This window comes from Streptomyces sp. NPDC003248, assembly GCF_055563235.1.
This window is the reverse complement of sequence record NZ_JBVHDT010000004.1, coordinates 196,023-215,360: the sequence shown is the minus strand read 5'-3', so window position 1 is coordinate 215,360 and position 19,338 is coordinate 196,023. Positions and strand designations below refer to the sequence as shown.

The following is a 19,338-nucleotide window of genomic DNA, read 5'->3' as shown; positions in this document are numbered from 1 at the left end:
TGATGAGCGACGACCGCCCCCAACCCTACCGGCCCCTATGTACGAGGGTCAGTGCTCAGGTGACTCAACAGGCGCCGAAGTGACCAGTTCTGTCAGTACGCCATGGCAATCCTTTGGGTGCAGGAAGGTGATTCGTGACCCCATGGAGCCGCGTCGGGGCTCTTCGTACAGAACGCGTACGCCCTTGGAGCGGATGTCCGTGGCGTCGCCGTCCACATCCGCCGTACCGAAGGCGATGTGGTGGACGCCCTCGCCGTTCTTCGCCAGCCATTTGGCGACCGTGGAATCCTCCCGGACAGGCTCCAGCAGCTGGAGGTACGAGGCGCCGCCGTCGGACGTATCGTTGATCTTGAGCATGGCCTCGCGCACGCCCTGCTCCTCGTTGACCTCGGTATGGAACACCTCGAAGCCGTACGTGGAGCGGTAGAACTCGACGGTCGCGTCGAGGTCGTGGCAGGCGATCCCGATGTGGTCGATTCGCGTCAGCATGGACTCAGTGCAACGCTCCGGAGGTGGTTACGCAACGTGCGCGCGATCACACCGACGGCCCGGTGACGGTGTGGGCTGCCCCTCAGTACATTCGAAGTAAACCCTCGTTCACTCCTCGGCCCGTGCAGGCCGGTAAGGGGATCGCAGCTCATGACCGCAACGAACAGCACGACCTCGGTGATCGTCGCGGGCGCGCGGACGCCCATGGGCCGCTTGCTCGGCTCGCTGAAGTCCTTCTCCGGAGCCGACCTCGGCGGCTTCGCCATCAAGGCCGCCCTCGACCGTGCGGGGATCGGGGGCGACCAGGTGCAGTACGTGATCATGGGCCAGGTGCTCCAGGCCGGCGCGGGGCAGATCCCGGCCCGCCAGGCGGCGGTCAAGGCCGGCATCCCGATGAACGTGCCGGCGCTCACGATCAACAAGGTCTGCCTGTCCGGCCTGGACGCGATCGCGCTGGCCGACCAGCTGATCCGCGCGGGTGAGTTCGACGTGGTCGTCGCGGGCGGCCAGGAGTCCATGACGAACGCCCCCCACCTGCTGCCGAAGTCCCGCGAGGGCTTCAAGTACGGCGCGATCGAGATGCTCGACGCGATGGCCCACGACGGACTGACCGACTCCTTCGAGGGCGTCGCCATGGGCGAGTCCACGGAGAAGCACAACACGCGTCTGGGCATCGCCCGGCCGGAGCAGGACGAGATCGCGGCCCTCTCCCACCAGCGGGCCGCCGCCGCCCAGAAGAACGGCCTGTTCGAGGCCGAGATCACCCCGGTCGAGATCCCGCAGCGCAAGGGCGAGCCGGTCGTCTTCAGCAAGGACGAGGGCATCCGCCCGGAGACCACCGCCGAGTCGCTCGGCAAGCTCCGTCCGGCCTTCGCCAAGGACGGCACGATCACCGCGGGGTCGGCCTCGCAGATCTCCGACGGCGCGGCGGCCGTGGTCGTGATGAGCAAGGCCAAGGCGCAGGAGCTGGGCCTGGAGTGGATCGCCGAGATCGGCGCCCACGGCAACGTCGCCGGACCGGACAACTCTTTGCAGTCGCAGCCGTCCAACGCCATCCTGCACGCCCTGAAGAAGGAGGGCCTGGAGGTCGCCGACCTCGACCTCATCGAGATCAACGAGGCCTTCGCCGCCGTCGCGGTCCAGTCAATGAACGACCTCGGCGTTTCCACGGAAAAGGTGAACGTCAACGGCGGTGCCATCGCCCTCGGTCACCCGATCGGCATGTCCGGCGCCCGGCTCGTGCTGCACCTGGCCCTGGAGCTGAAGCGGCGGGGCGGCGGGGTCGGCGCGGCCGCGCTGTGCGGCGGCGGCGGCCAGGGTGACGCGCTGATCGTGCGGGTACCCAAGGCCTGAGCCACCGGTACGCCCCTTCGTCCCGAACGGAGCTGTGATGCAGGACGTCTCCTCGCTGGTCGCCGGGGCCAGGGAAGGCCGGCCCCGGGCCGTGGCCCGGCTGATCTCCCTGGTGGAGGGGGCGTCCCCGCAGCTCAGGGAGGTCATGGCGGCCCTGGCGCCGCTGACCGGCAACGCCTACGTGGTGGGCCTGACCGGCTCGCCGGGCGTGGGCAAGTCGACGTCCGCCTCGGCGCTGGTGACGGCGTACCGCAAGCGGGGCCGGCGGGTCGGCGTCCTGGCCGTCGACCCCTCGTCGCCGTTCTCCGGCGGGGCCCTGCTCGGCGACCGGGTCCGGATGGCGGAGCACGCCTCCGACCCGGGCGTCTACATCCGCTCCATGGCGACCCGCGGCCACCTCGGCGGTCTGGCCTGGGCGGCCCCGCAGGCGATCCGCGTCCTGGACGCGGCGGGCTGCGACGTGATCCTGGTCGAGACGGTCGGCGTCGGCCAGTCGGAGGTCGAGATCGCCTCCCAGGCGGACACGTCCGTGGTCCTGCTGGCCCCCGGCATGGGGGACGGCATCCAGGCCGCCAAGGCCGGGATCCTGGAGATCGGCGACGTCTACGTCGTCAACAAGGCCGACCGGGACGGCGCCGACGCCACCGCCCGCGAACTGAACCACATGCTCGGGCTGGGCGAGGCACGCGGCCCCGGCGACTGGCGCCCGCCGATCGTCAAGACGGTGGCGGCCCGCGCCGAGGGCCTCGACGAGGTCGTCGAGGCCCTGGAGAAGCACCGCGCGTGGATGGAGGAGCGCGGCGTCCTCGCCGAACGCCGCCGCGCCCGCGCCGCCCGCGAGGTCGAGACGATCGCCGTCACCGCCCTGCGCGAACGGATCGGCGACCTGCACGGCGACCGGCGGCTCGGCACCCTGGCGGAGCGGATCGTCGCCGGGGAGCTGGACCCGTACCGGGCGGCCGACGAACTGGTCGCGGGGCTCACCGAGGGGTGAACCCCGAACTGACGGCGGGGCTCACCGAGGGGTGAACCCCGCCCGCTCACCTCAGCGCTTGCAGGTGCGTACGACGCTCTCGCTCACACCCGACTTGGTCCACAGCTTCACCGAGGTGATGCCGCCGGTCCTGTTCGTGGTGAACGGGAACGAGCCGTGCGCCTGCCCCTCGTCGGCGGTGAGGTCCCGGCCGCCGACGTAGGTGCTGCCCGCGTACGCCTGGACGAACGCCTTGGTCGGGCGCAGCCAGGTCTCGTCGTCCCACACCGTGAGGTTCACCGTGGCGGACCGGTTCGTCCACGAGACGGTCGCGCGGGCCCCGCTCTTGGGGCCGCCGACCGAGCAGGCCGTCGTGTGCGCGGGCCGCACCGGCTCCCGCGTCGCCGACAGCGCCGGGCCGGCGGCCGTGCCGGCGAGGACCGCCGCCACCGTCGCCGCACCCACCGCGCACCTGATCCGCATGCTCTTTTCGGGCATGGACATGCCTCCGTTCTCTGCTCGGATGGAAGGGACGGCGGGCCCCGGGATCCGTCACCCAAAGTGCTGATCCGGCCCGCCGACACCACCGTGCCCGCCGCCGGACCGGCAGGCTAGATCCGGCGCGTACCCCATCCCGGGACCGTCGGAATACAGGCTCTGAGCTGGGGGAACGCGGTGCATGAGGAGACGGTCGCGGAGGACTTCGCGGAGGCGATGCGGCGGATCCGCCACGAGCGGGGCCTGTCACTCTCCGAGCTCGCCAAGCGGGTGAACTACAGCAAGAGCCACCTGTCGAACGTCGAGCACGGCCGCAAGCGCCCGCACCGCGAGCTCGCCGCGAGACTGGACGCGGCGCTCGACTCCGGCACAACCCTGCGCCGCCTGTGCGAGACACCGGGCGCCCTGCCCGGGCAGCGGGCGACCCCGTGCCCGTACCGCGGCCTCGACCACTACGGCAGGGACGACGCCCGCTGGTTCTTCGGCCGGGAGAGGGCGACGACCGCGCTGGTGGACCGGGTCGCCGAAGCCGTCCGCAGCGGCGGCGGGCCCGTCGTCGTGTTCGGTGCCTCGGGGTCCGGCAAGTCCTCGCTGCTGAGGGCCGGACTGCTGCCCGCCGTGGCGGAGGGCGCGCTCCCCGGACCGGACGGCCGGCCGTGGCACGGCGTCGTCATGACGCCCACCGCCCGCCCGGTCGACGCCCTGGCCCGCGCCCTCGCCGGTCACCTCGACACCGGCGAGGGCGCGCTCGCCGGGCGGATCCGCGCCGGGGCGGCGCCGGGAGAGGCGCCCGGACTGCTGCTGGTCGTGGACCAGTTCGAGGAGGCGTTCACGCTCTGCGCGGACCCCGCCGAGCGGGCCGCCTTCGTCGACGCCCTGTGCGCGCTGCCGCTCGTCGTGATCGCCGTGCGCGCCGACTTCTTCGACCGCTGCCTCACCCACCCGGCGCTCGTCGGCGCCGTCCAGCGCCGGCCGACGGCGCTGGGCGCGATGAGCCGCGACGAACTCGCCGCGTGCGTGACCCGGCCCGCCGAACTGGCGGGACTGGAGATCGAACCCGGCCTCCTCGACGTCCTGCTGCACGACCTCGACCCGGCCGGCCGCGGTCACGAACCCGGAACGCTGCCCCTGCTGTCGTACGCCCTGCTGGCCACCTGGCAGCAGCGCACCGGCCGGCGGATCACGGTGGCCGGGTACCGCCGGACCGGCGGGATCCAGGGGGCGATCGCCGCCACCGCGGAGCGGACGTACCTCGATCTGTCGCCCGTACAGCGGGACGTGGCACGGCAGCTGACGCTGCAACTGGTCCGGGTCGGGGAGGAGGGCGCGGACAGCAGACGGCACGTGGAGCGGGACCGGCTGGTGGCCGGGGCCCAGGAGGTGCTGGAGGCGTTCACACGGGCCCGGCTGTTCACCGTCGACGGCGACCGGGTCGAGATCACCCACGAGGCGCTGCTGCGGGCCTGGCCGCGGCTGGCCGGCTGGATCGACGCCGACCGGGCGGGACTGCGCACGCACCAGCGGCTCACCGAGGCCGCCCGCGCCTGGGCCGACGCCGGCCGTGCGCCCGCACTGCTGCTCCAGGGGGCCGCGTTGGCGGTGGCCGAGCAGTGGGCGGCCGATCATCCCCGGCGGCTCACCGCGGCCGAGCGCGCGTTCCTGGCGGCCGGCCGCCGGGAGGCCGACCGCGGGCTGCGCCGGCTGCGGCGGGCGCTGGCCGCCCTCGCCGGGCTGCTGGGGCTGCTGCTGATCGTCGCCTCGGTGGCGTTCGAGAACGGGCGGGAGGCGCGCCGGCAGGGCGACCTGGCGACGCGTCGGGCGCGGGAGGCCGAGGCGGTCGCCCTGACCGAGCGGATCAGCGCCCTGCGCACCGCCGACCCGGCCCTCGCCGCCACCCTCTCCGTCGCCGCCCACCGCCGGGCCCCGGGCCTGCCGGCCGCCCGCGGCGCGCTGCTCAGCAGCACGGGCCTGCCCCACCCCACCCCGCTGCCGGGCAACGACGCCGCCGTCTCGGCGTTCGCCTTCGGCCGGGACGGGACCACGGCCGTCGGCACCCGCCAGGGAGTGGTACGGCTGTGGCGCGGGGCGCGGATGACGGGCGAGGTGCGGCTCGGGGCGCGGCACGCCGTGTGGGGGCTCGGGTTCGCGGCGGACGGACGGAGTCTCGTCGTGGCGGACACGGTGGAGACCCGGGTGTGGCGGGTCGACGGGGGGTCCGCCCGGCCCGGCGGGGTGGTGTGGGCGGACGGTGGAGCGCGTGACGCCCGGTTCGCGCCCGACGGGCGGACCCTCGCCGTGGCCGGCGCGGACGGGGCGCTGCGGCTGTGGGACCTGACGGACCCGGACCGGCCGCGCGGACCGGTGGTCCACCGGGTCTCCGGCCGCGCCCTGTACTCCGTGTCGTTCAGCCGGGACGGCTCCCGGCTCGCCACCGGGGGCGAGGACGGACGGGCCACGGTCTGGGCGCGCGGCACGCGCCGCCTCGCGTACGAGGCGGCCGGCAGCGTGTCCTTCACGGGCGCCTCGGTCGGCGAGGCCGCGCTCAGCCCCGACGGCCGGCACCTCGCCGCCGGACTGTCCGACCGCGACGTGTGGATGTGCGCCCTGGACCGCGGCGGCCGCTGCACCGCCAGGACCCGGACGGGACAGCGCGCGGAGGGCTACACGACCGGGATGGCCTACAGCCCCGACGGCTCCCTGCTCGCGGTCGCCGGGGAGGCGGGGGGCCTGCAACTGCGCCACCCGCACACCGGGTTGACGCTGACCACCCTCGCCCACCCGAACGGGTTGCAGTCCGTGGCCTGGGGCCCCGGCGGCCGCGACCTGTACGCGGGGGCGGCCGCCGGCGGCACCGCCTCCGTCTGGCGGCTGCCGCTGCCGCTGCTCCTCGGCCACGCCGGCCAGGTCTACGCCGTCGCCCTCGACGACGCGCACGCCCGTGCCGCCACCGCCGCCCTCGACGGCACCGCCGCGCTGTGGGACGTACGCGATCCGGCCCGCCCCCGGCGCCTGGCCGCCCTGCCGCACCCCGCGTGGGTGTCCGCCGTCGCCTTCGACCCGGCCGGCACCCGGCTCGCCACCGGAGCCTGGGACGGACGGATCACCCTGTGGGACGTACGGCGCCCGGGCGCCGTACGCGTCCTTGACCACGCCACCGTCCACCGGCAGGCCGTCAACGACGTGGCCTTCGGACCGGACGGCGGGCAACTCGCCAGCGCCGGCCGCGAGACGGGGGCGCGGCTCTGGGACGTCTCCACCGGCGGCCGCCTCGCCGAACGCGCCCGCCTGGACGGCGCCAAGGGCGTCCAGGCGGTCGCCTTCGGGCTCGGCGGCACGGTGCTCGCGACGGCGGAGGCCGACCACGCCGTACGGCTCTGGGACACCCGGGGACGGGGGCGGCCCCGGCCGCTGTGGGCGCGGGCCCGCCACACCGCGATGGTCACCGACGTGGCCTTCGCCGGGCGGGGCGCGCTGCTCGCCTCCGGCGGCCGGGACGGGGCGGTCCTGCTGTGGCGGCTCGACCCCGACGGGGCCCGGCACCGGCCGGCCGGCGACCCGCGGCCGCTGCTCGGCCACACCCGCCACATCGCCGCGCTGGCCTTCGCCCGGCGCACGGGCACGCTGCTCACGGCCGGCGAGGACGGGGCGGCGCTGCTGTGGGACGTCGGCCGTCCCCAGCCCGTCCTGCGGGAACGGCTGGACAGTCCCGGTGAGCCGTTCGGCGACGCGGCCGTGAGCGCGGACGGACGGACCGTCGTCACGGCGGCGGGCTACACGGCACGGGTGTGGACCACGGCCACCGAGGAGGCCGAACGGCGGGTGTGCGCGGCGGCCGGGGCGCCGCTGACGGAGGACGAGTGGCGGGTGCGGGTGCCCGGGATCGGTTACCGGCGCACGTGCGCGGAGGGGGACTGAGGGACTGAGCGGAGCGGGACGGAGGGGGCGCGGGATGGTGTGCGGGGTATCAGCCCGCGCCTCCCTCGCCTGGCGTCGGGTCAGTCGTCGTGGTCGTCGTGGTCTTCGTGGTCGTCGGTGACGTCGTCGGCGTCCGTGTCGTGGCGGTCGGCGGTGACCTCGGCGTTCTTCAGGCCGACGGTCCAGTCGTGCTCCCGGCCCGCGGAGTCGGTGGTCTCCACCTCCCAGCTTCCGGTGCCGTCGTCGTCCAGGCCGACCGAGGTGACGACGCCCTTCGCGGCGGCGGCCTCGGCGGCCTGCGCGGCCGTGACGCCGGCGCCCTTCAGCAGGCGGCGCTCGCCGGTGTCGTCGGCGTCGTCGTCGCGGTCGGTCTCCGTGCCCAGGATCCGGCCGTCCGACGGGTCCACGCGGACGGTGTAGGAGGTGGTGCCCTCGCCGAGGACGTCGACCTCCCAGCCGGGGCCGCTGGCGCTGCCGCTGCCGCTGCCGTCGTCGTCGAGCTCGGCGGAGAGGGCCGTGCCGGGCCGCGCCTCCAGGGCCGCGGCAACGGACTGGGCGGCGGTGAGCCGGGTGGTGCCGTCGTCGGCCCGCGCGGTGCCTCCCTGCGACCGCGCGTCGCTCGTCCGGACCCGCGCGTCGCTCACCTCGGCCCGCGTGCCGCTCACCTCGGCCCGCGTGCCGCTCACCTCGGCCCGCGCTCCGCTTCCGGCGTCGTCGTCCGCGAAGGCGACGGCCGTGCCCGCGCCGATCACGGCGGTCGCGGCGACGGCGGCGATGACGAGCTTGCGCTTCATGAGGTTTCCTCCCGTTACAGGTCGATCGCACCGTTTCGGCGCGACGGGCCCCACCTTCGCCGATCGACGCTGAGAGGAACCTGAAGCCACCTGAAGATCCCTTCAGCTTCGGTTTGCGACGCTGAGGGGCATGCGACTGTTGATCGTCGAGGACGAGAAGCGCCTCGCCCTGTCCCTCGCCAAGGGCCTGACCGCCGAGGGGTACGCCGTGGACGTCGTCCACGACGGCCCGGAAGGCCTGCACCGGGCGGGCGGGACGCCGTACGACCTGCTCGTCCTCGACATCATGCTGCCCGGCATGAACGGCTACCGCGTCTGCGCCGCCCTGCGCGCCGCCGGGAACGACGTCCCGATCCTCATGCTCACCGCCAAGGACGGCGAGTACGACGAGGCGGAGGGCCTCGACACGGGCGCGGACGACTACCTGACCAAGCCGTTCTCGTACGTCGTCCTCGTCGCCCGGGTCAAGGCCCTGCTGCGGCGGCGCGGGCAGGGCGCCGGGGCCTCGCCGGTGCACGTCCACGGCGCGCTGAGGGTGGACACGGCCGCGCGGAGGGTCTTCCTGCGGGACGAGGAGGCCGCGCTGACCGCCAAGGAGTTCGCCGTCCTGGAGCAGCTCGTGCTGCGGGCCGGCGAGGTGGTGTCCAAGGCGGAGATCCTCGACCACGTCTGGGACTTCGCCTACGACGGCGACCCCAACATCGTCGAGGTGTACGTCAGCGCGCTGCGCCGCAAGCTGGACGCCGGGCTCATCCGGACGGTCCGCGGCGCCGGGTACCGGCTGGAGACCGGGCGGTGAGGCGGCGGCTGGACTCCGTGCGGGCCCGGGCCACGCTCGGCGCGACCCTCGTCGTCGCCATCGCGCTGGTGGCCGCCGGAACCGCCGTCCTGCTGTCGCTGATGTCCAGTCTGAGCGGCCAGGCGAGCACCCTGGCGGAGCGGACCGCGCGGGAGGTCGCCGCCGAGCTGGCCGCCGGGCTGCCCTACGGACAGTTGTCCCTGGACGACGACGACCGGCCCGTCCAGGTCGTCGCCGAGGACGGCACCCTGGTCGCGGCCGGGGAGGACCTGCAACGGATCAGCGGCACGGGCACGGACGCGGTACGCCCGGCGGCAGCCCGGGACGACGCCGGGGAGGACGACAAGGACGGCGAGGAGGACGGCGAGGACGACGGGGAGGCTCTCGAAGCCGGGGAGATCGGCGACGAGACCTCCTACTCCGACGGCTCCGCCACCGTCGACGGCGACACCGCCGACTACCGCTTCGCCACCGTGTCCGTGGAGACCGGCGGCCGGGGCACGCTCACCGTCCACGCCGGCGCCCCCCTGTCCGCCGAACGGAGCGCCGTCGGCGCGGCCCTGACCGTCATGCTGATCGGCTTCCCGCTGCTGCTCGCCGTGGTCGCGGGCGTCACCTGGCGGGTCACCCGGCGGGCGCTGCGCCCGGTGGAGGGCATCCGGCGCGAGATGGCCGCGATCACCGCCTCCGCGGACCTGGCCCGGCGCGTTCCCGAGCCGGCCACCCACGACGAGATCGCCCGGCTCGCCCGGGCGACGAACGAGACCCTGGCCGCGCTGGAGACCGCCGTGGAGCGCCAGCGCCGCTTCGTCGCCGACGCCTCGCACGAACTGCGCAGCCCCATCGCGTCCTTGCGCACCCAGCTGGAGGTGGGGGCCGCGCACCCGGAGCTGCTGGACGTCCCCGGTGCCGTCGAGGACACCGTGCGGTTGCAGAACCTCGCCGCCGACCTGCTGCTGCTCGCCCGGCTGGACGCGGGGGAGCGGCCCGCGGACGCGCGGGTCGACCTGGCGGTGCCGGCACGGGAGCAGGCGGCCGGCCGGGCGCGGGTCACCGTGGACGCGGAGCCGGTGGAGGTGACCGGATCGCGGGCGCAGCTCGGGCGGGTGCTCGCCAATCTGCTCGACAACGCCGAGCGGCACGCCCGTTCGGCGGTCACCGTGGCCGTACGGCGGGAGGGGCGGTGGGCCGTCGTCGAGGTCGCCGACGACGGGGACGGCGTTCCGGAGGCGGACCGGGAGCGCGTCTTCGAGCGGTTCGTCCGGCTCGACGCCGCGCGCAGCCGCGACGACGGCGGGGCGGGGCTGGGGCTGGCCATCGCCCGCGACGTGGCCGTACGGCACGGCGGCACGCTCACGGTCCGGCAGGCGCCGGCGGGCGGAGCCCTGTTCGAGCTCCGCCTGCCGGCCGCCGGGTAGACCCGAGCGGACGCGGGACGCGAGGGACGCCGGGGGCGTCCCCGCCGGGTGCGGCTAGGGGCGTCCCCGCTGGGTGCGCAGGTGGTCCGCGATGGGCTTCAGGGACGTCTCCAGTTCCACGAGCGCCTCGGGGGAGAGCAGGTCGATGAAGTGCCGCCGCACGGACGCCACGTGATGGGGCGCCACCTTCCGCATCGTCTCCAGACCGCGGTCGGTGAGGACCGCGTACAGGCCGCGGCGGTCCGACTCGCAGTTCTCCCGGCGCACCAGGTCGGAGTTCTCCATCCGGGTGATCTGGTGGGAGAGGCGGCTCTTGGACTGGAGGGTGGCGGACGCCAGGTCGCTCATCCGCATCCGCAGGCCCTCCGACTCGGAGAGGTTCACCAGGATCTCGTAGTCGTTCATCGTCAGGCCGAACGGCTGGAGGTCTTTCTCGAGCTGGTACGTCAACAGCCTGTTGACCTCCAGGTGGGTGCGCCAGGCGCACTGCTCCGCATCGGTCAGCCAGCGCGTGGCCGTGTCGGTCTCCATGATTGAAGTCTACCTAAGAAGTTGAAAAGCTAACTAGTGAGGGTGGTGTGACGGTGCGCACGCGTTCGAGGTCACACTCCGCAGACTACCGCTCACAGACCGAAGCGACGCTGGAGGTCCCCCAGCTGTCCGGGAAGGCGCGGTGCGCCGCTCTGCCCGCCGTGCCCGACCGGCCGTCCATTGCCGCCGGGTACCCCGGGTTCCGCCGGCACCACCCCGGTGGCCTGCTCGGCCATCAGGGTCTCGCTCGACTGGAGCAGCACCGTACCGGCCCCCACGAACTCGAACTGGTGCTCCTCGCCGGAGACCCCGCCCAGGCCCGTCAGCGCACGTAGACCGCCCATCACGCCCGTCATGTACCCGTGGTCGTAGTGGTGGCACGGGGACGGGCAGTCGGCCCATCCGACGAGCGCCTGCGGGTCCACCCGGATGGGCGGTTCCATGAACACCACGGGACCGTTGGACGCGGCCACGAACTTCCCGGTTCCGATCAGCGTGAGGAATCCCGGAACGATCGACTGCTTCAGCGACAGACTTGGCTGAAAAGCGAGGAGATTGCCCGAGCGAATGGTCAGATTGCCGTCGTCCAGGTCGTACGAGTTCACGTCGAAGGCCCGGTCGGCGAGGAGCATCTTGCCGGAGCCCTCCGCCACGACCCACTCGCTCGCGTGCAGTGGCGAATGGAACGACGTGCGCACCAGGCGGTCCAGCCGGCCGTGCCCGACGCCGTTGAAGTCGATCGAGCCGTAGTAGGCGATCATCTTGCCCTTCTGCAGGAACCACTGGCTCCCCTTGAGCTCCACGCAGAAGGTGTACGCGTTGACGTTGTCGTCGACGGGCAGGGTCGCCGGGTCGAGGACGGTGGGGCCGGTCCCCGGGTGGGGGTAGGTGGTCACAGCTTCTCCTCCGACGCCTGGACGTACACCGCACCACTGCCGCTGAGCTCCAGCTGGAACGCCTCGCCGGAGCCGCGGCCCACCATGTCCCGCCAGCCGAGCGCCGTCGACAGCTTGTTGCGGACGTCACCGTGGTGGGCGACGTAGGCCTGCGGGTCGACGTGGACCGGGCGCTGCGGGGTGATCGGGATCTCGAAGACGCCGCCGTGGGCCATCACGGCGACCGCGCCGTGCCCCTTGAGCGTCGTGGTGAACAGGCCCTGGCCGCTGATCTGGCCGCGGACCATGCCCATGACGCCGCCCTGGGAGCCCATGAACATCGTGCCCTGCCGGAGCGTGCCCTCGAAGGCGAGCAGCCGGTCCGCCTCCACGTACAGCGTGTCGCCGGTGAGCTGGATGACCTGGACGTGGTGGCCGCCGTGCCCGAAGAGGACGGTGCCGCTGCCCTCGACGGTCATCAGGGGGGTGTCCTCGTCGGCGAGCCGCCGGCCGATCATCGACATGACGCCGCCCTGGCCGCCCTGCATGTTGGGCGTGAACGACACCTCGCCCCGGTACGCCAGCATCGCGCCGCGCTGACTGAACAGCCGCTGACCGGGCAGCACGGTCGCCTCGACCATTTTGGAGTTGATCTCGCGGAAGGGCATCTCAGACGTCCCCCGCGATCGTGTTGCGCTCGCTGGGCTGTACGTACACCAGGCCGTCCCCCTCGAAGCGGATCTGGAAGGCCTCGCCGCCGCCCTCCCCCAGGAACGTGCGGAACGTCACACCGGACTGGAAGGACTGCCGGACGTTCCCCTGGTGCGCGATGTACGCACCGGGGTCGACGGTCAGCGGGTACTGCGGGCTCACCCTGAGCACCACCGCCGGTCCGTCCGAGGTGATCGCCGCCCGGCCGTGGCCCTCGACGGTGGTCGTGAACAGGCCGTTGCCCTGGGAGGCGCCGCGCAGGCCGGTGAAACTGGTCCCCGTCCGCAGGCCGGAGTCCGTCGCGAGCAGGTTGCTCGACTCGACGTACAGCTTGTCCCCCCGGAGATCGACGAGGTTGATCTCGGAGGCCCGGTCCGCGAACCAGCACGTCCCCCGCCCTTTCACCTCCATCACGGTCATCTGCTCGCCGGTCAGCCGCCGCGTCACCATCCCGCGCAGCCCCTCACCACCGCCGCTCAGCTTCTTGAAATCCATCTGCCCGTCGTACGCGACCATCGAGCCGTTCTTCGCCTTCACGGCGTCCCCGGTCATGTCGACGGCGAGCACCTTGCTGCCTTGGAGTCGGAACATCGCCACGCAGCGAAGGTAGCCGCCGGGCGGCTCCGCCGACAGGTCCCACGGGTGGACTTCGCCCCTGATCGTCCCCTGATGGCCCCCGGAGGGGGAGGAGGCGCCGCTCCCTGACGCCGGCGACTCCCCCGACGGGGAGGGCGACCCCCGCCCCCGCCCCGCGCCGTTCGTTTGCCACAATGGGCGGACCCTTGTGCGTGCGTTCACAAACGGCCCAGCACATCGACACCGAAGGTGACCCGTGGACCTCAAGACAGCCTCCGCCCTCCGCCGACTGCGCCTGGTCTCCGCCCCGGAGGCCATCTCCTTCCTCCTGCTCCTCGTCTGCTCGGTGCTGAAGCGGACCACGGACTTCAACGCGGTGCCGGTCATGGGCGCGGTGCACGGCGTGCTCTTCATCCTGTACGTGCTCTTCTGGGCGGACGCCTGGAACCGCGCGAAGTGGCCCCTGGGGACCGCGGCCCTCTACCTCGTCCTGTCGGTGCTGCCGACCGGCGGCTTCTTCGCCGACCGCAGGCTCCGCCGTGAGGCCGAGGACGCGGTCATCGCCTCCCGCGCCCGCAAGGAAGGGGTGGTGAACGCGTGATCGTCGCCTTCTCCGTCACCCCTCTCGGCGTCGGCGAGGACGTGGGGGAGTACGTCGCCGAGGCCGTCCGCGTGGTCCGCGCCTCCGGGCTGCCGAACCGCACCGACGCCATGTTCACGTCCATCGAGGGCGAGTGGGACGAGGTCATGGACGTCGTCCGGCGGGCCGTCGCCGCCGTCGAGGAACGGGCGCCGCGCGTGTCCCTGGTCCTCAAGGCGGACATCCGCCCCGGTGTGACGGACGGACTCACGTCGAAGGTGGAGACGGTCGAGCGGCACCTGGCGCACGAGGGGGAGTAGGGCGGCGCGGGCACCCGCCGTGCGCCCGCCGCCCCACGCCGGGACCTGCCGGGCAGCGGTGCGCACCGCCTCACGGCGGGCCCGCCGAGGCTGCCGGGCACACCGCCCCGCGCCAAGCCCGCCGCCCGCGCCAAGCCCGCCGCCCGTGCCGGCCCTGCCGCGGTCGTCGGGCTCACCGTCTCGCCGAAGCCCGCCGCAGGTACTGCCGTACCGCCCGCTGGGCCACCGGCCCCAGCTCCTCCAGTGCGCCCACCAGCACCCCGAGCCGCTCCAGCGCGTCCAGGGCCGCCGTGGCACCCGCCTCGTCGACCCCCTCGTACAGCTCGATCCCGACGAACGAGGCCGCGACCGCCCGGGCCAGTCCCGCCGGGTCCGTGAACGCTCCGAAGGGGGTGCCGGCGAGCACCCGGCGCAGGACCTTCTCGATCTCCACGACCCACAGGTCGAGCCCGGCGGCCGTGGCCGGGCCCAGGGCCTCGTGCGTGCGGGCGCCGGCCAGGAGCTGGCCGAGCCGGGTGACGTGGCCGTCGGCCCGCTCGCGCTCGTGGATCTCCCGGCCGAGGGCGAGCAGTTCGGACAGTGAGCCGACCGCCGCGAAGCGGGCCCGGTAGCGCGCCACCGTGCGCTCCGCCCCGTACCGGCAGGCCGCGGCGAGCAGTTCGTCGACCGAGCCGAAGTGGTAGAAGACCAGCGCCTGGTTGACCCCGGCGGCCGCCGCCACCGTCCGCGCCGACGTCCCGGCGATGCCCTGCTCGGTGAGGGTGCGCAGCGCTCCGTCCAGCAGCTTGGTCTTCGTCTCCAGCGACTTGGCGGTCTCCGGGCTCACGCGCGGGCCTCCCCGCGCACGGCCGTGACGGAGCCTCGGACGTCGAACAGCGGTCCGACGTACCGTTTCACCACGCTGAGCGGAGCCCGGCCGGACAGATCGAAAGTGCGCACGAACCCCACGGTCTCACGGCCGGAGGCGCCGGCCCACGGCACGTCACCGACGACGAAGGGCACCGCGCGGCCCGCGCACGGGGTCCTTCAGGGGGCGCAGAAGGGGACGCAGGACGTACGGCGCACGCGCGCGTGCCGGTCGGCGAGCGCCCCGACCGCGCCCCGGGGAGGTGGAGCGCGAGGTGGAGGTCCGGGTGCCGTCCGGGTGTTTCCGCCCGCCCGTCGAGACGCCCGTTCCGGCGATCGTCAGGAACGGCGGCACGCGAGTGGAGTAGCGGAAGCGCCGGGGCTCGCCGTTGCCCCGCGGGAGGTACTCGATCGCGGTGAAACGCAGGTCCCAGCGCCGGTGCCGGGCCAGGCCGCGTGTGTGTGTCCACAGGTCGTCCAGGTCGGCACGGATCCGCGTCTCGACGTGGAGCCCCGTGCGAACCCCCCAGGTCGGGACGGTGTTTGAGCGACCGCTCAACCCTCCGGGAGGGGACGGTACGCCCGTTTGAGCGATCGCTCAAACGGGTGGTATCCCACATGGTTTTCAGCCCGCGTCCGAGGGCTAACCTCTCCGAGAATCGATCAAGTTCCGTCCGATGGGCGGACCTTCGGGCGGAGGCGAAGTGACAGGTCGTCACGGGCCGGGACTGGCGGGCAGGGTCGTCGCGGCGGTGGTACTGGCGGTGTCGGTGGCAGTGGTGGGCGGCGGCGACGGACCCACGCGCGCGGGCGCCGAGGCGTCCACCCGCGCGGGCGGCGGCTGCGTCCTCGGGCGCGGCGCGCTGACCCCGGACGACCTGCCCGCCGGGTCCTCGGTCCTCGACTGCGCGGCCGTCGGACGCCTCGTCACCCACGGGGGCGCCGGGGTCACGGTCCCCGAGCCCGGCACGAAGGTCACCGTGGACGCCCTGTCGGTGGACGGCACGCGGCACGGCTTCACCCTGGAGGTCGCCGCCGACGGCACGGTCTCCTACGACTACGACCTGGAGGCCGGGGCGGGCGGGGCGGCCCCCGCCGCCCCGGCGCCGGAGGCCGGCTCCGAGGCGCACACCCGTGCCGCGGCCCCGGCCGCCCGCGCCGCCCGCCGCGCCCCTTGCGCCGACAGTGCGTACGCCGTCGCCGACCACAAGGAGTACGGCACCTACGACTGGTGGCTCGGCGACGACCCCCTGCCCGGCAATCTCTCCGCCGCCGAGGCCCGCCGCGCCTTCGAGGACGCCATCGGCGCGATCACCGGCACCCGCAACGACTGCGGGTTCGGCGACGCGGTGGCGGCCAGGGCCCTCTTCCACGGCCGCACCCATCACGAGGCCGACATCGACCAGCAGGCCCGCTGCGCGGCGCGGGACGGCGTGAGCGTCTGGGACGCCGGGAACCTCAGCGGCGGGGTCGTCGCCACGACCTGCTCGTGGAGCCGCCCGATGTCCGGCCGCCCGGACTGGCTCAAGGAGGCCGACGTCCGCTTCAACACCAGCCACTACACCTTCACGAACAACCCCACCGGCGACTGCACCGACGCCTACGACATCCGCAGCGTCGCCACGCACGAGGCGGGCCACGTGTTCGGCCTGGCCCACGTCGGCCCAGGTCACGAGGGGCAGACCATGTTCACGAACTCCTTCGCCTGCACCACGGACGCCCGCACCCTCGGCCGGGGCGACGTCCTCGGACTGCGCAACCTCTACTGAGGAACGTCCGAGGAACGTCCGAGGAACGCCGGGGCGGGCCGTGCGGCCGGGAGACCGAAAACCGAGACGGGGCTGACCGCGATATGACCGGCGGGTAGGGTCTGATGCCGTGCCCAAGCCGCTCAGCCTTCCCTTCGACCCCATCGCCCGCGCCGACGAGCTCTGGAAGCAGCGCTGGGGGAACGTGCCCTCCATGGCCGCGATCACCTCGATCATGCGTGCCCACCAGATCCTGCTCGCCGAGGTGGACGCGGTGGTCAAGCCGTACGGGCTGACCTTCGCGCGCTACGAGGCGCTGGTGCTGCTCACCTTCTCCAAGGAGGGCGAGCTCACCATGTCGAAGATCGGCGAGCGGCTCATGGTGCACCCCACGTCCGTGACGAACACCGTCGACCGCCTGGTGAAGTCGGGCCTGGTCGCCAAGCGGCCCAACCCCAACGACGGCCGCGGCACCCTCGCCACCATCACCGACAAGGGCCGTGAGGTCGTCGAGGCCGCCACCCGCGACCTGATGGCGATGGACTTCGGGCTCGGCGTGTACGACGCCGAGGAGTGCGCGGAGCTCTTCGCGATGCTGCGGCCCCTGCGGGTCGCGGCGCACGACTTCGAGGAGGAGTGACGGGCGCTCCGGCGGGCAGTGACGTCCGGCGAGGAGTGACGGCCGTCCGGCGAGGAGCGGCCGGCACGCCCCGGCGGCGGGCGACCCGGTACAAGATCTCCCGGAACGGGTGGTTACGCTCGTCGGCATGAAGAAGAGCGTGCTGACCCGCTACCGCGTCATGGCCTACGTCACCGGTGTGCTGCTGGTCCTGCTGTGCCTGTGCATGATCGGCAAGTACGTGCTGGACGTCGACGGCGCCGCGGACGCCACCCGGGTCGTCTCCATCGCGCACGGCTGGCTCTACGTCGTTTACCTGGTCTTCGCCTTCGACCTGGGCTCCAAGGCGAAGTGGCCGGTCGCCCGGCAGCTGTGGGTGCTGCTGGCCGGGACCGTTCCGACCGCCGCGTTCTTCGTCGAGCGCAGGATCAGCCGCGAGCTGGAGGCCAAGGTCGCCGAGGACGCCCCGGTGGCCGCCAAGGCCTGACCGCCACCGCCGTACGGACCCGTACGGCGGTCTCCCGTCGACATTTACTAGGACGTCCTAGTAAATTCGAGGGATGGACGCTGACGCCATCGAGGAGGGCCGCCGACGCTGGCAGGCCCGGTACGACGCCTCCCGCACACGGGAGGCCGACTTCACCACGCTCTCCGGGGACCCCGTGGAGCCGGTGTACGGGCCCCGGCCGGGCGACACCTACGAGGGCTTCGAGCGGATCGGGTGGCCCGGCGAGTACCCCTTCACCCGCGGGCTGTACCCGACCGGCTACCGCGGGCGCGCCTGGACCATCCGCCAGTTCGCCGGGTTCGGCAACGCCGAGCAGACCAACGAGCGGTACAGGACGATCCTCGCCAACGGCGGCGGAGGGCTCTCCGTCGCCTTCGACATGCCGACGCTGATGGGCCGCGACTCCGACGACCGGCGCTCGCTGGGCGAGGTCGGGCACTGCGGGGTCGCGATCGACTCCGCCGCCGACATGGAGGTGCTGTTCCGGGACATCCCCCTCGGGGACGTCACCACCTCGATGACGATCAGCGGACCCGCCGTACCCGTCTTCTGCATGTACCTGGTCGCCGCCGAACGGCAGGGCGTCGACCCGGCCGTCCTCAACGGCACGCTCCAGACCGACATCTTCAAGGAGTACATCGCGCAGAAGGAGTGGCTCTTCCCGCCCGAGCCGCACCTGCGCCTCATCGGCGACCTGATGGAGTACTGCGCGTCCGGCATCCCCGCCTACAAGCCGCTCTCCGTCTCCGGCTACCACATCCGCGAGGCCGGCTCGACGGCCGCGCAGGAGCTGGCGTACACCCTGGCCGACGGCTTCGGCTACGTCGAACTCGGCCTCAGCCGCGGCCTGGACGTCGACGTCTTCGCCCCGGGCCTCTCCTTCTTCTTCGACGCGCACGTCGATTTCTTCGAGGAGATCGCCAAGTTCCGCGCGGCCCGCCGCATCTGGGCGAGGTGGATGCGGGACGTCTACGGGGCGCGGAGCGAGAAGGCGCAGTGGCTGCGCTTCCACACCCAGACCGCCGGCGTCTCGCTGACCGCCCAGCAGCCGTACAACAACGTGGTGCGCACGGCGGTGGAGGCGCTCGCGGCGGTCCTCGGCGGCACCAACTCGCTGCACACCAACGCGCTGGACGAGACGCTGGCGCTGCCGAGCGAGCAGGCCGCGGAGATCGCCCTGCGCACCCAGCAGGTGCTCATGGAGGAGACCGGCGTCGCCAACGTCGCCGACCCGCTGGGCGGATCCTGGTACGTCGAGCAGCTGACCGACCGCATCGAGGCCGACGCCGAGAAGATCTTCGAGCGGATCAAGGAACGGGGGCTGCGGGCGCACCCCGACGGACGGCACCCGATCGGTCCGGTCACCTCCGGGATCCTGCGGGGCATCGAGGACGGCTGGTTCACCGGGGAGATCGCCGAGTCGGCCTTCCGCTACCAGCGGGCGCTGGAGAAGGGCGAGAAGAGGGTCGTCGGGGTGAACACCCACACCGGGTCGGTGACCGGGGACCTGGAGATCCTGCGGGTCGGCCACGAGGTGGAACGGGAGCAGGTGCGGGCGCTGGCCGCGCGCCGGGCGGCCCGGGACGACACCGCCGTGCGCGCCGCGCTCGACGGCATGCTCGCCGCCGCCCGGAGCGGCGCCGGCATGATCGAGCCGATGCTGGACGCCGTACGCGCCGAGGCGACCCTCGGCGAGATCTGCGACGTGCTGCGGGAGGAGTGGGGCGTGTACAGGGAACCGGCCGGCTTCTGAACACCCGGGGCGGCAGCCGATCCGCTGCCTGT

The 19,338-nt window shown here is 73.4% G+C and carries 19 protein-coding genes; 11 read left to right on the top strand and 8 right to left on the bottom strand.

Annotated elements, in window-relative coordinates; all coding sequences use genetic code 11:
• Window positions 1-48: 48 nt before the first annotated feature.
• Complete coding sequence (mce, locus tag ACZ3KJ_RS12615) at window positions 49-489, bottom strand: methylmalonyl-CoA epimerase (protein ID WP_467526517.1); 441 nt, start codon at window positions 487-489, stop codon at window positions 49-51.
• A gap of 150 nt (window positions 490-639) precedes the next feature.
• Between mce and ACZ3KJ_RS12610 the strand changes: the two genes are divergently transcribed.
• Window positions 640-1,842: an acetyl-CoA C-acetyltransferase gene (locus ACZ3KJ_RS12610; RefSeq protein ID WP_467526516.1), complete on the top strand. Its 1,203-nt coding sequence runs from the start codon at window positions 640-642 to the stop codon at window positions 1,840-1,842.
• A 37-nt stretch (window positions 1,843-1,879) separates the two neighbouring features.
• Window positions 1,880-2,836, top strand: a complete 957-nt coding sequence (gene meaB / locus ACZ3KJ_RS12605; RefSeq protein WP_467526515.1) for a methylmalonyl Co-A mutase-associated GTPase MeaB — start codon at window positions 1,880-1,882, stop codon at window positions 2,834-2,836.
• A 51-nt stretch (window positions 2,837-2,887) separates the two neighbouring features.
• Here meaB and ACZ3KJ_RS12600 read toward each other — a convergent pair whose 3' ends face one another.
• Complete coding sequence (locus ACZ3KJ_RS12600; protein ID WP_467526514.1) at window positions 2,888-3,313, bottom strand: hypothetical protein; 426 nt, start codon at window positions 3,311-3,313, stop codon at window positions 2,888-2,890.
• A 177-nt stretch (window positions 3,314-3,490) separates the two neighbouring features.
• Between ACZ3KJ_RS12600 and ACZ3KJ_RS12595 the strand changes: the two genes are divergently transcribed.
• Entirely contained in the window at window positions 3,491-7,228 is a 3,738-nt protein-coding gene (locus ACZ3KJ_RS12595) for an nSTAND1 domain-containing NTPase (RefSeq protein ID WP_467526513.1), read from the top strand.
• A gap of 80 nt (window positions 7,229-7,308) precedes the next feature.
• On the opposite strand, the gene ACZ3KJ_RS12590 is transcribed toward ACZ3KJ_RS12595, so the two are convergent.
• On the bottom strand, window positions 7,309-8,022 hold the full coding sequence (locus ACZ3KJ_RS12590) for a PepSY domain-containing protein (RefSeq protein ID WP_467526512.1): 714 nt from the start codon (window positions 8,020-8,022) through the stop codon (window positions 7,309-7,311).
• Between the two features lie 130 nt (window positions 8,023-8,152).
• Here ACZ3KJ_RS12590 and ACZ3KJ_RS12585 point away from each other — a divergent pair, with 130 nt between their 5' ends.
• Together ACZ3KJ_RS12585 and ACZ3KJ_RS12580 are read left to right on the top strand one after the other, a co-directional pair.
• Window positions 8,153-8,821, top strand: coding sequence for a response regulator transcription factor (locus ACZ3KJ_RS12585; protein WP_467526511.1), 669 nt, complete (start codon window positions 8,153-8,155; stop codon window positions 8,819-8,821).
• Window positions 8,818-10,239: a sensor histidine kinase gene (locus ACZ3KJ_RS12580; RefSeq protein WP_467526510.1), complete on the top strand. Its 1,422-nt coding sequence runs from the start codon at window positions 8,818-8,820 to the stop codon at window positions 10,237-10,239. Before ACZ3KJ_RS12585 ends, ACZ3KJ_RS12580 begins: the two co-directional genes overlap by 4 nt.
• 54 nt (window positions 10,240-10,293) lie before the next feature.
• On the opposite strand, the gene ACZ3KJ_RS12575 is transcribed toward ACZ3KJ_RS12580, so the two are convergent.
• From ACZ3KJ_RS12575 to ACZ3KJ_RS12560, 4 genes are all read right to left on the bottom strand, one after another.
• Entirely contained in the window at window positions 10,294-10,770 is a 477-nt protein-coding gene (locus ACZ3KJ_RS12575; protein ID WP_467526509.1) for a MarR family winged helix-turn-helix transcriptional regulator, read from the bottom strand.
• Between the two features lie 92 nt (window positions 10,771-10,862).
• Window positions 10,863-11,666 carry an AIM24 family protein gene (locus tag ACZ3KJ_RS12570; protein ID WP_467526508.1) on the bottom strand — a complete coding sequence of 268 codons (804 nt, stop codon included), beginning with the start codon at window positions 11,664-11,666 and terminating at the stop codon, window positions 10,863-10,865.
• Window positions 11,663-12,313 carry an AIM24 family protein gene (locus ACZ3KJ_RS12565; RefSeq protein WP_467526507.1) on the bottom strand — a complete coding sequence of 217 codons (651 nt, stop codon included), beginning with the start codon at window positions 12,311-12,313 and terminating at the stop codon, window positions 11,663-11,665. The genes ACZ3KJ_RS12570 and ACZ3KJ_RS12565 overlap by 4 nt, the downstream gene beginning before the upstream one ends.
• Before the next feature lies 1 nt (window position 12,314).
• Entirely contained in the window at window positions 12,315-12,947 is a 633-nt protein-coding gene (locus ACZ3KJ_RS12560) for an AIM24 family protein (protein WP_389514444.1), read from the bottom strand.
• Window positions 12,948-13,188: 241 nt separating this feature from the next.
• Between ACZ3KJ_RS12560 and ACZ3KJ_RS12555 the strand changes: the two genes are divergently transcribed.
• Together ACZ3KJ_RS12555 and ACZ3KJ_RS12550 are read left to right on the top strand one after the other, a co-directional pair.
• Complete coding sequence (locus ACZ3KJ_RS12555) at window positions 13,189-13,533, top strand: DUF3817 domain-containing protein (RefSeq protein WP_467526506.1); 345 nt, start codon at window positions 13,189-13,191, stop codon at window positions 13,531-13,533.
• The gene (locus ACZ3KJ_RS12550) at window positions 13,530-13,832 is read left to right on the top strand and encodes an MTH1187 family thiamine-binding protein (protein WP_467526505.1); all 303 of its coding nucleotides are present in this window, start codon (window positions 13,530-13,532) and stop codon (window positions 13,830-13,832) included. The genes ACZ3KJ_RS12555 and ACZ3KJ_RS12550 overlap by 4 nt, the downstream gene beginning before the upstream one ends.
• A 172-nt stretch (window positions 13,833-14,004) precedes the next feature.
• Here the strand turns inward: ACZ3KJ_RS12550 and ACZ3KJ_RS12545 are convergent, their stop codons facing one another.
• The gene (locus ACZ3KJ_RS12545; protein WP_467526504.1) at window positions 14,005-14,658 is read right to left on the bottom strand and encodes a TetR/AcrR family transcriptional regulator; all 654 of its coding nucleotides are present in this window, start codon (window positions 14,656-14,658) and stop codon (window positions 14,005-14,007) included.
• 724 nt (window positions 14,659-15,382) lie between these two features.
• Here ACZ3KJ_RS12545 and ACZ3KJ_RS12540 point away from each other — a divergent pair.
• The 4 genes from ACZ3KJ_RS12540 (at window position 15,383) to ACZ3KJ_RS12525 (ending at window position 19,306) form a co-directional block, all read left to right on the top strand.
• A complete protein-coding gene (locus ACZ3KJ_RS12540; RefSeq protein WP_467526503.1) occupies window positions 15,383-16,447 on the top strand; it encodes a matrixin family metalloprotease in 1,065 nt (354 codons plus the stop codon).
• A 109-nt stretch (window positions 16,448-16,556) separates the two neighbouring features.
• Window positions 16,557-17,066 (top strand): MarR family winged helix-turn-helix transcriptional regulator, encoded by a 510-nt coding sequence (locus tag ACZ3KJ_RS12535; protein ID WP_467526502.1) that lies wholly within the window; start codon window positions 16,557-16,559, stop codon window positions 17,064-17,066.
• A gap of 127 nt (window positions 17,067-17,193) precedes the next feature.
• Window positions 17,194-17,532 carry a DUF3817 domain-containing protein gene (locus ACZ3KJ_RS12530; RefSeq protein WP_467526501.1) on the top strand — a complete coding sequence of 113 codons (339 nt, stop codon included), beginning with the start codon at window positions 17,194-17,196 and terminating at the stop codon, window positions 17,530-17,532.
• Window positions 17,533-17,605: 73 nt separating this feature from the next.
• Window positions 17,606-19,306, top strand: coding sequence for an acyl-CoA mutase large subunit family protein (locus tag ACZ3KJ_RS12525; protein ID WP_467526500.1), 1,701 nt, complete (start codon window positions 17,606-17,608; stop codon window positions 19,304-19,306).
• The last annotated feature ends 32 nt before the right edge of the window (window positions 19,307-19,338 follow it).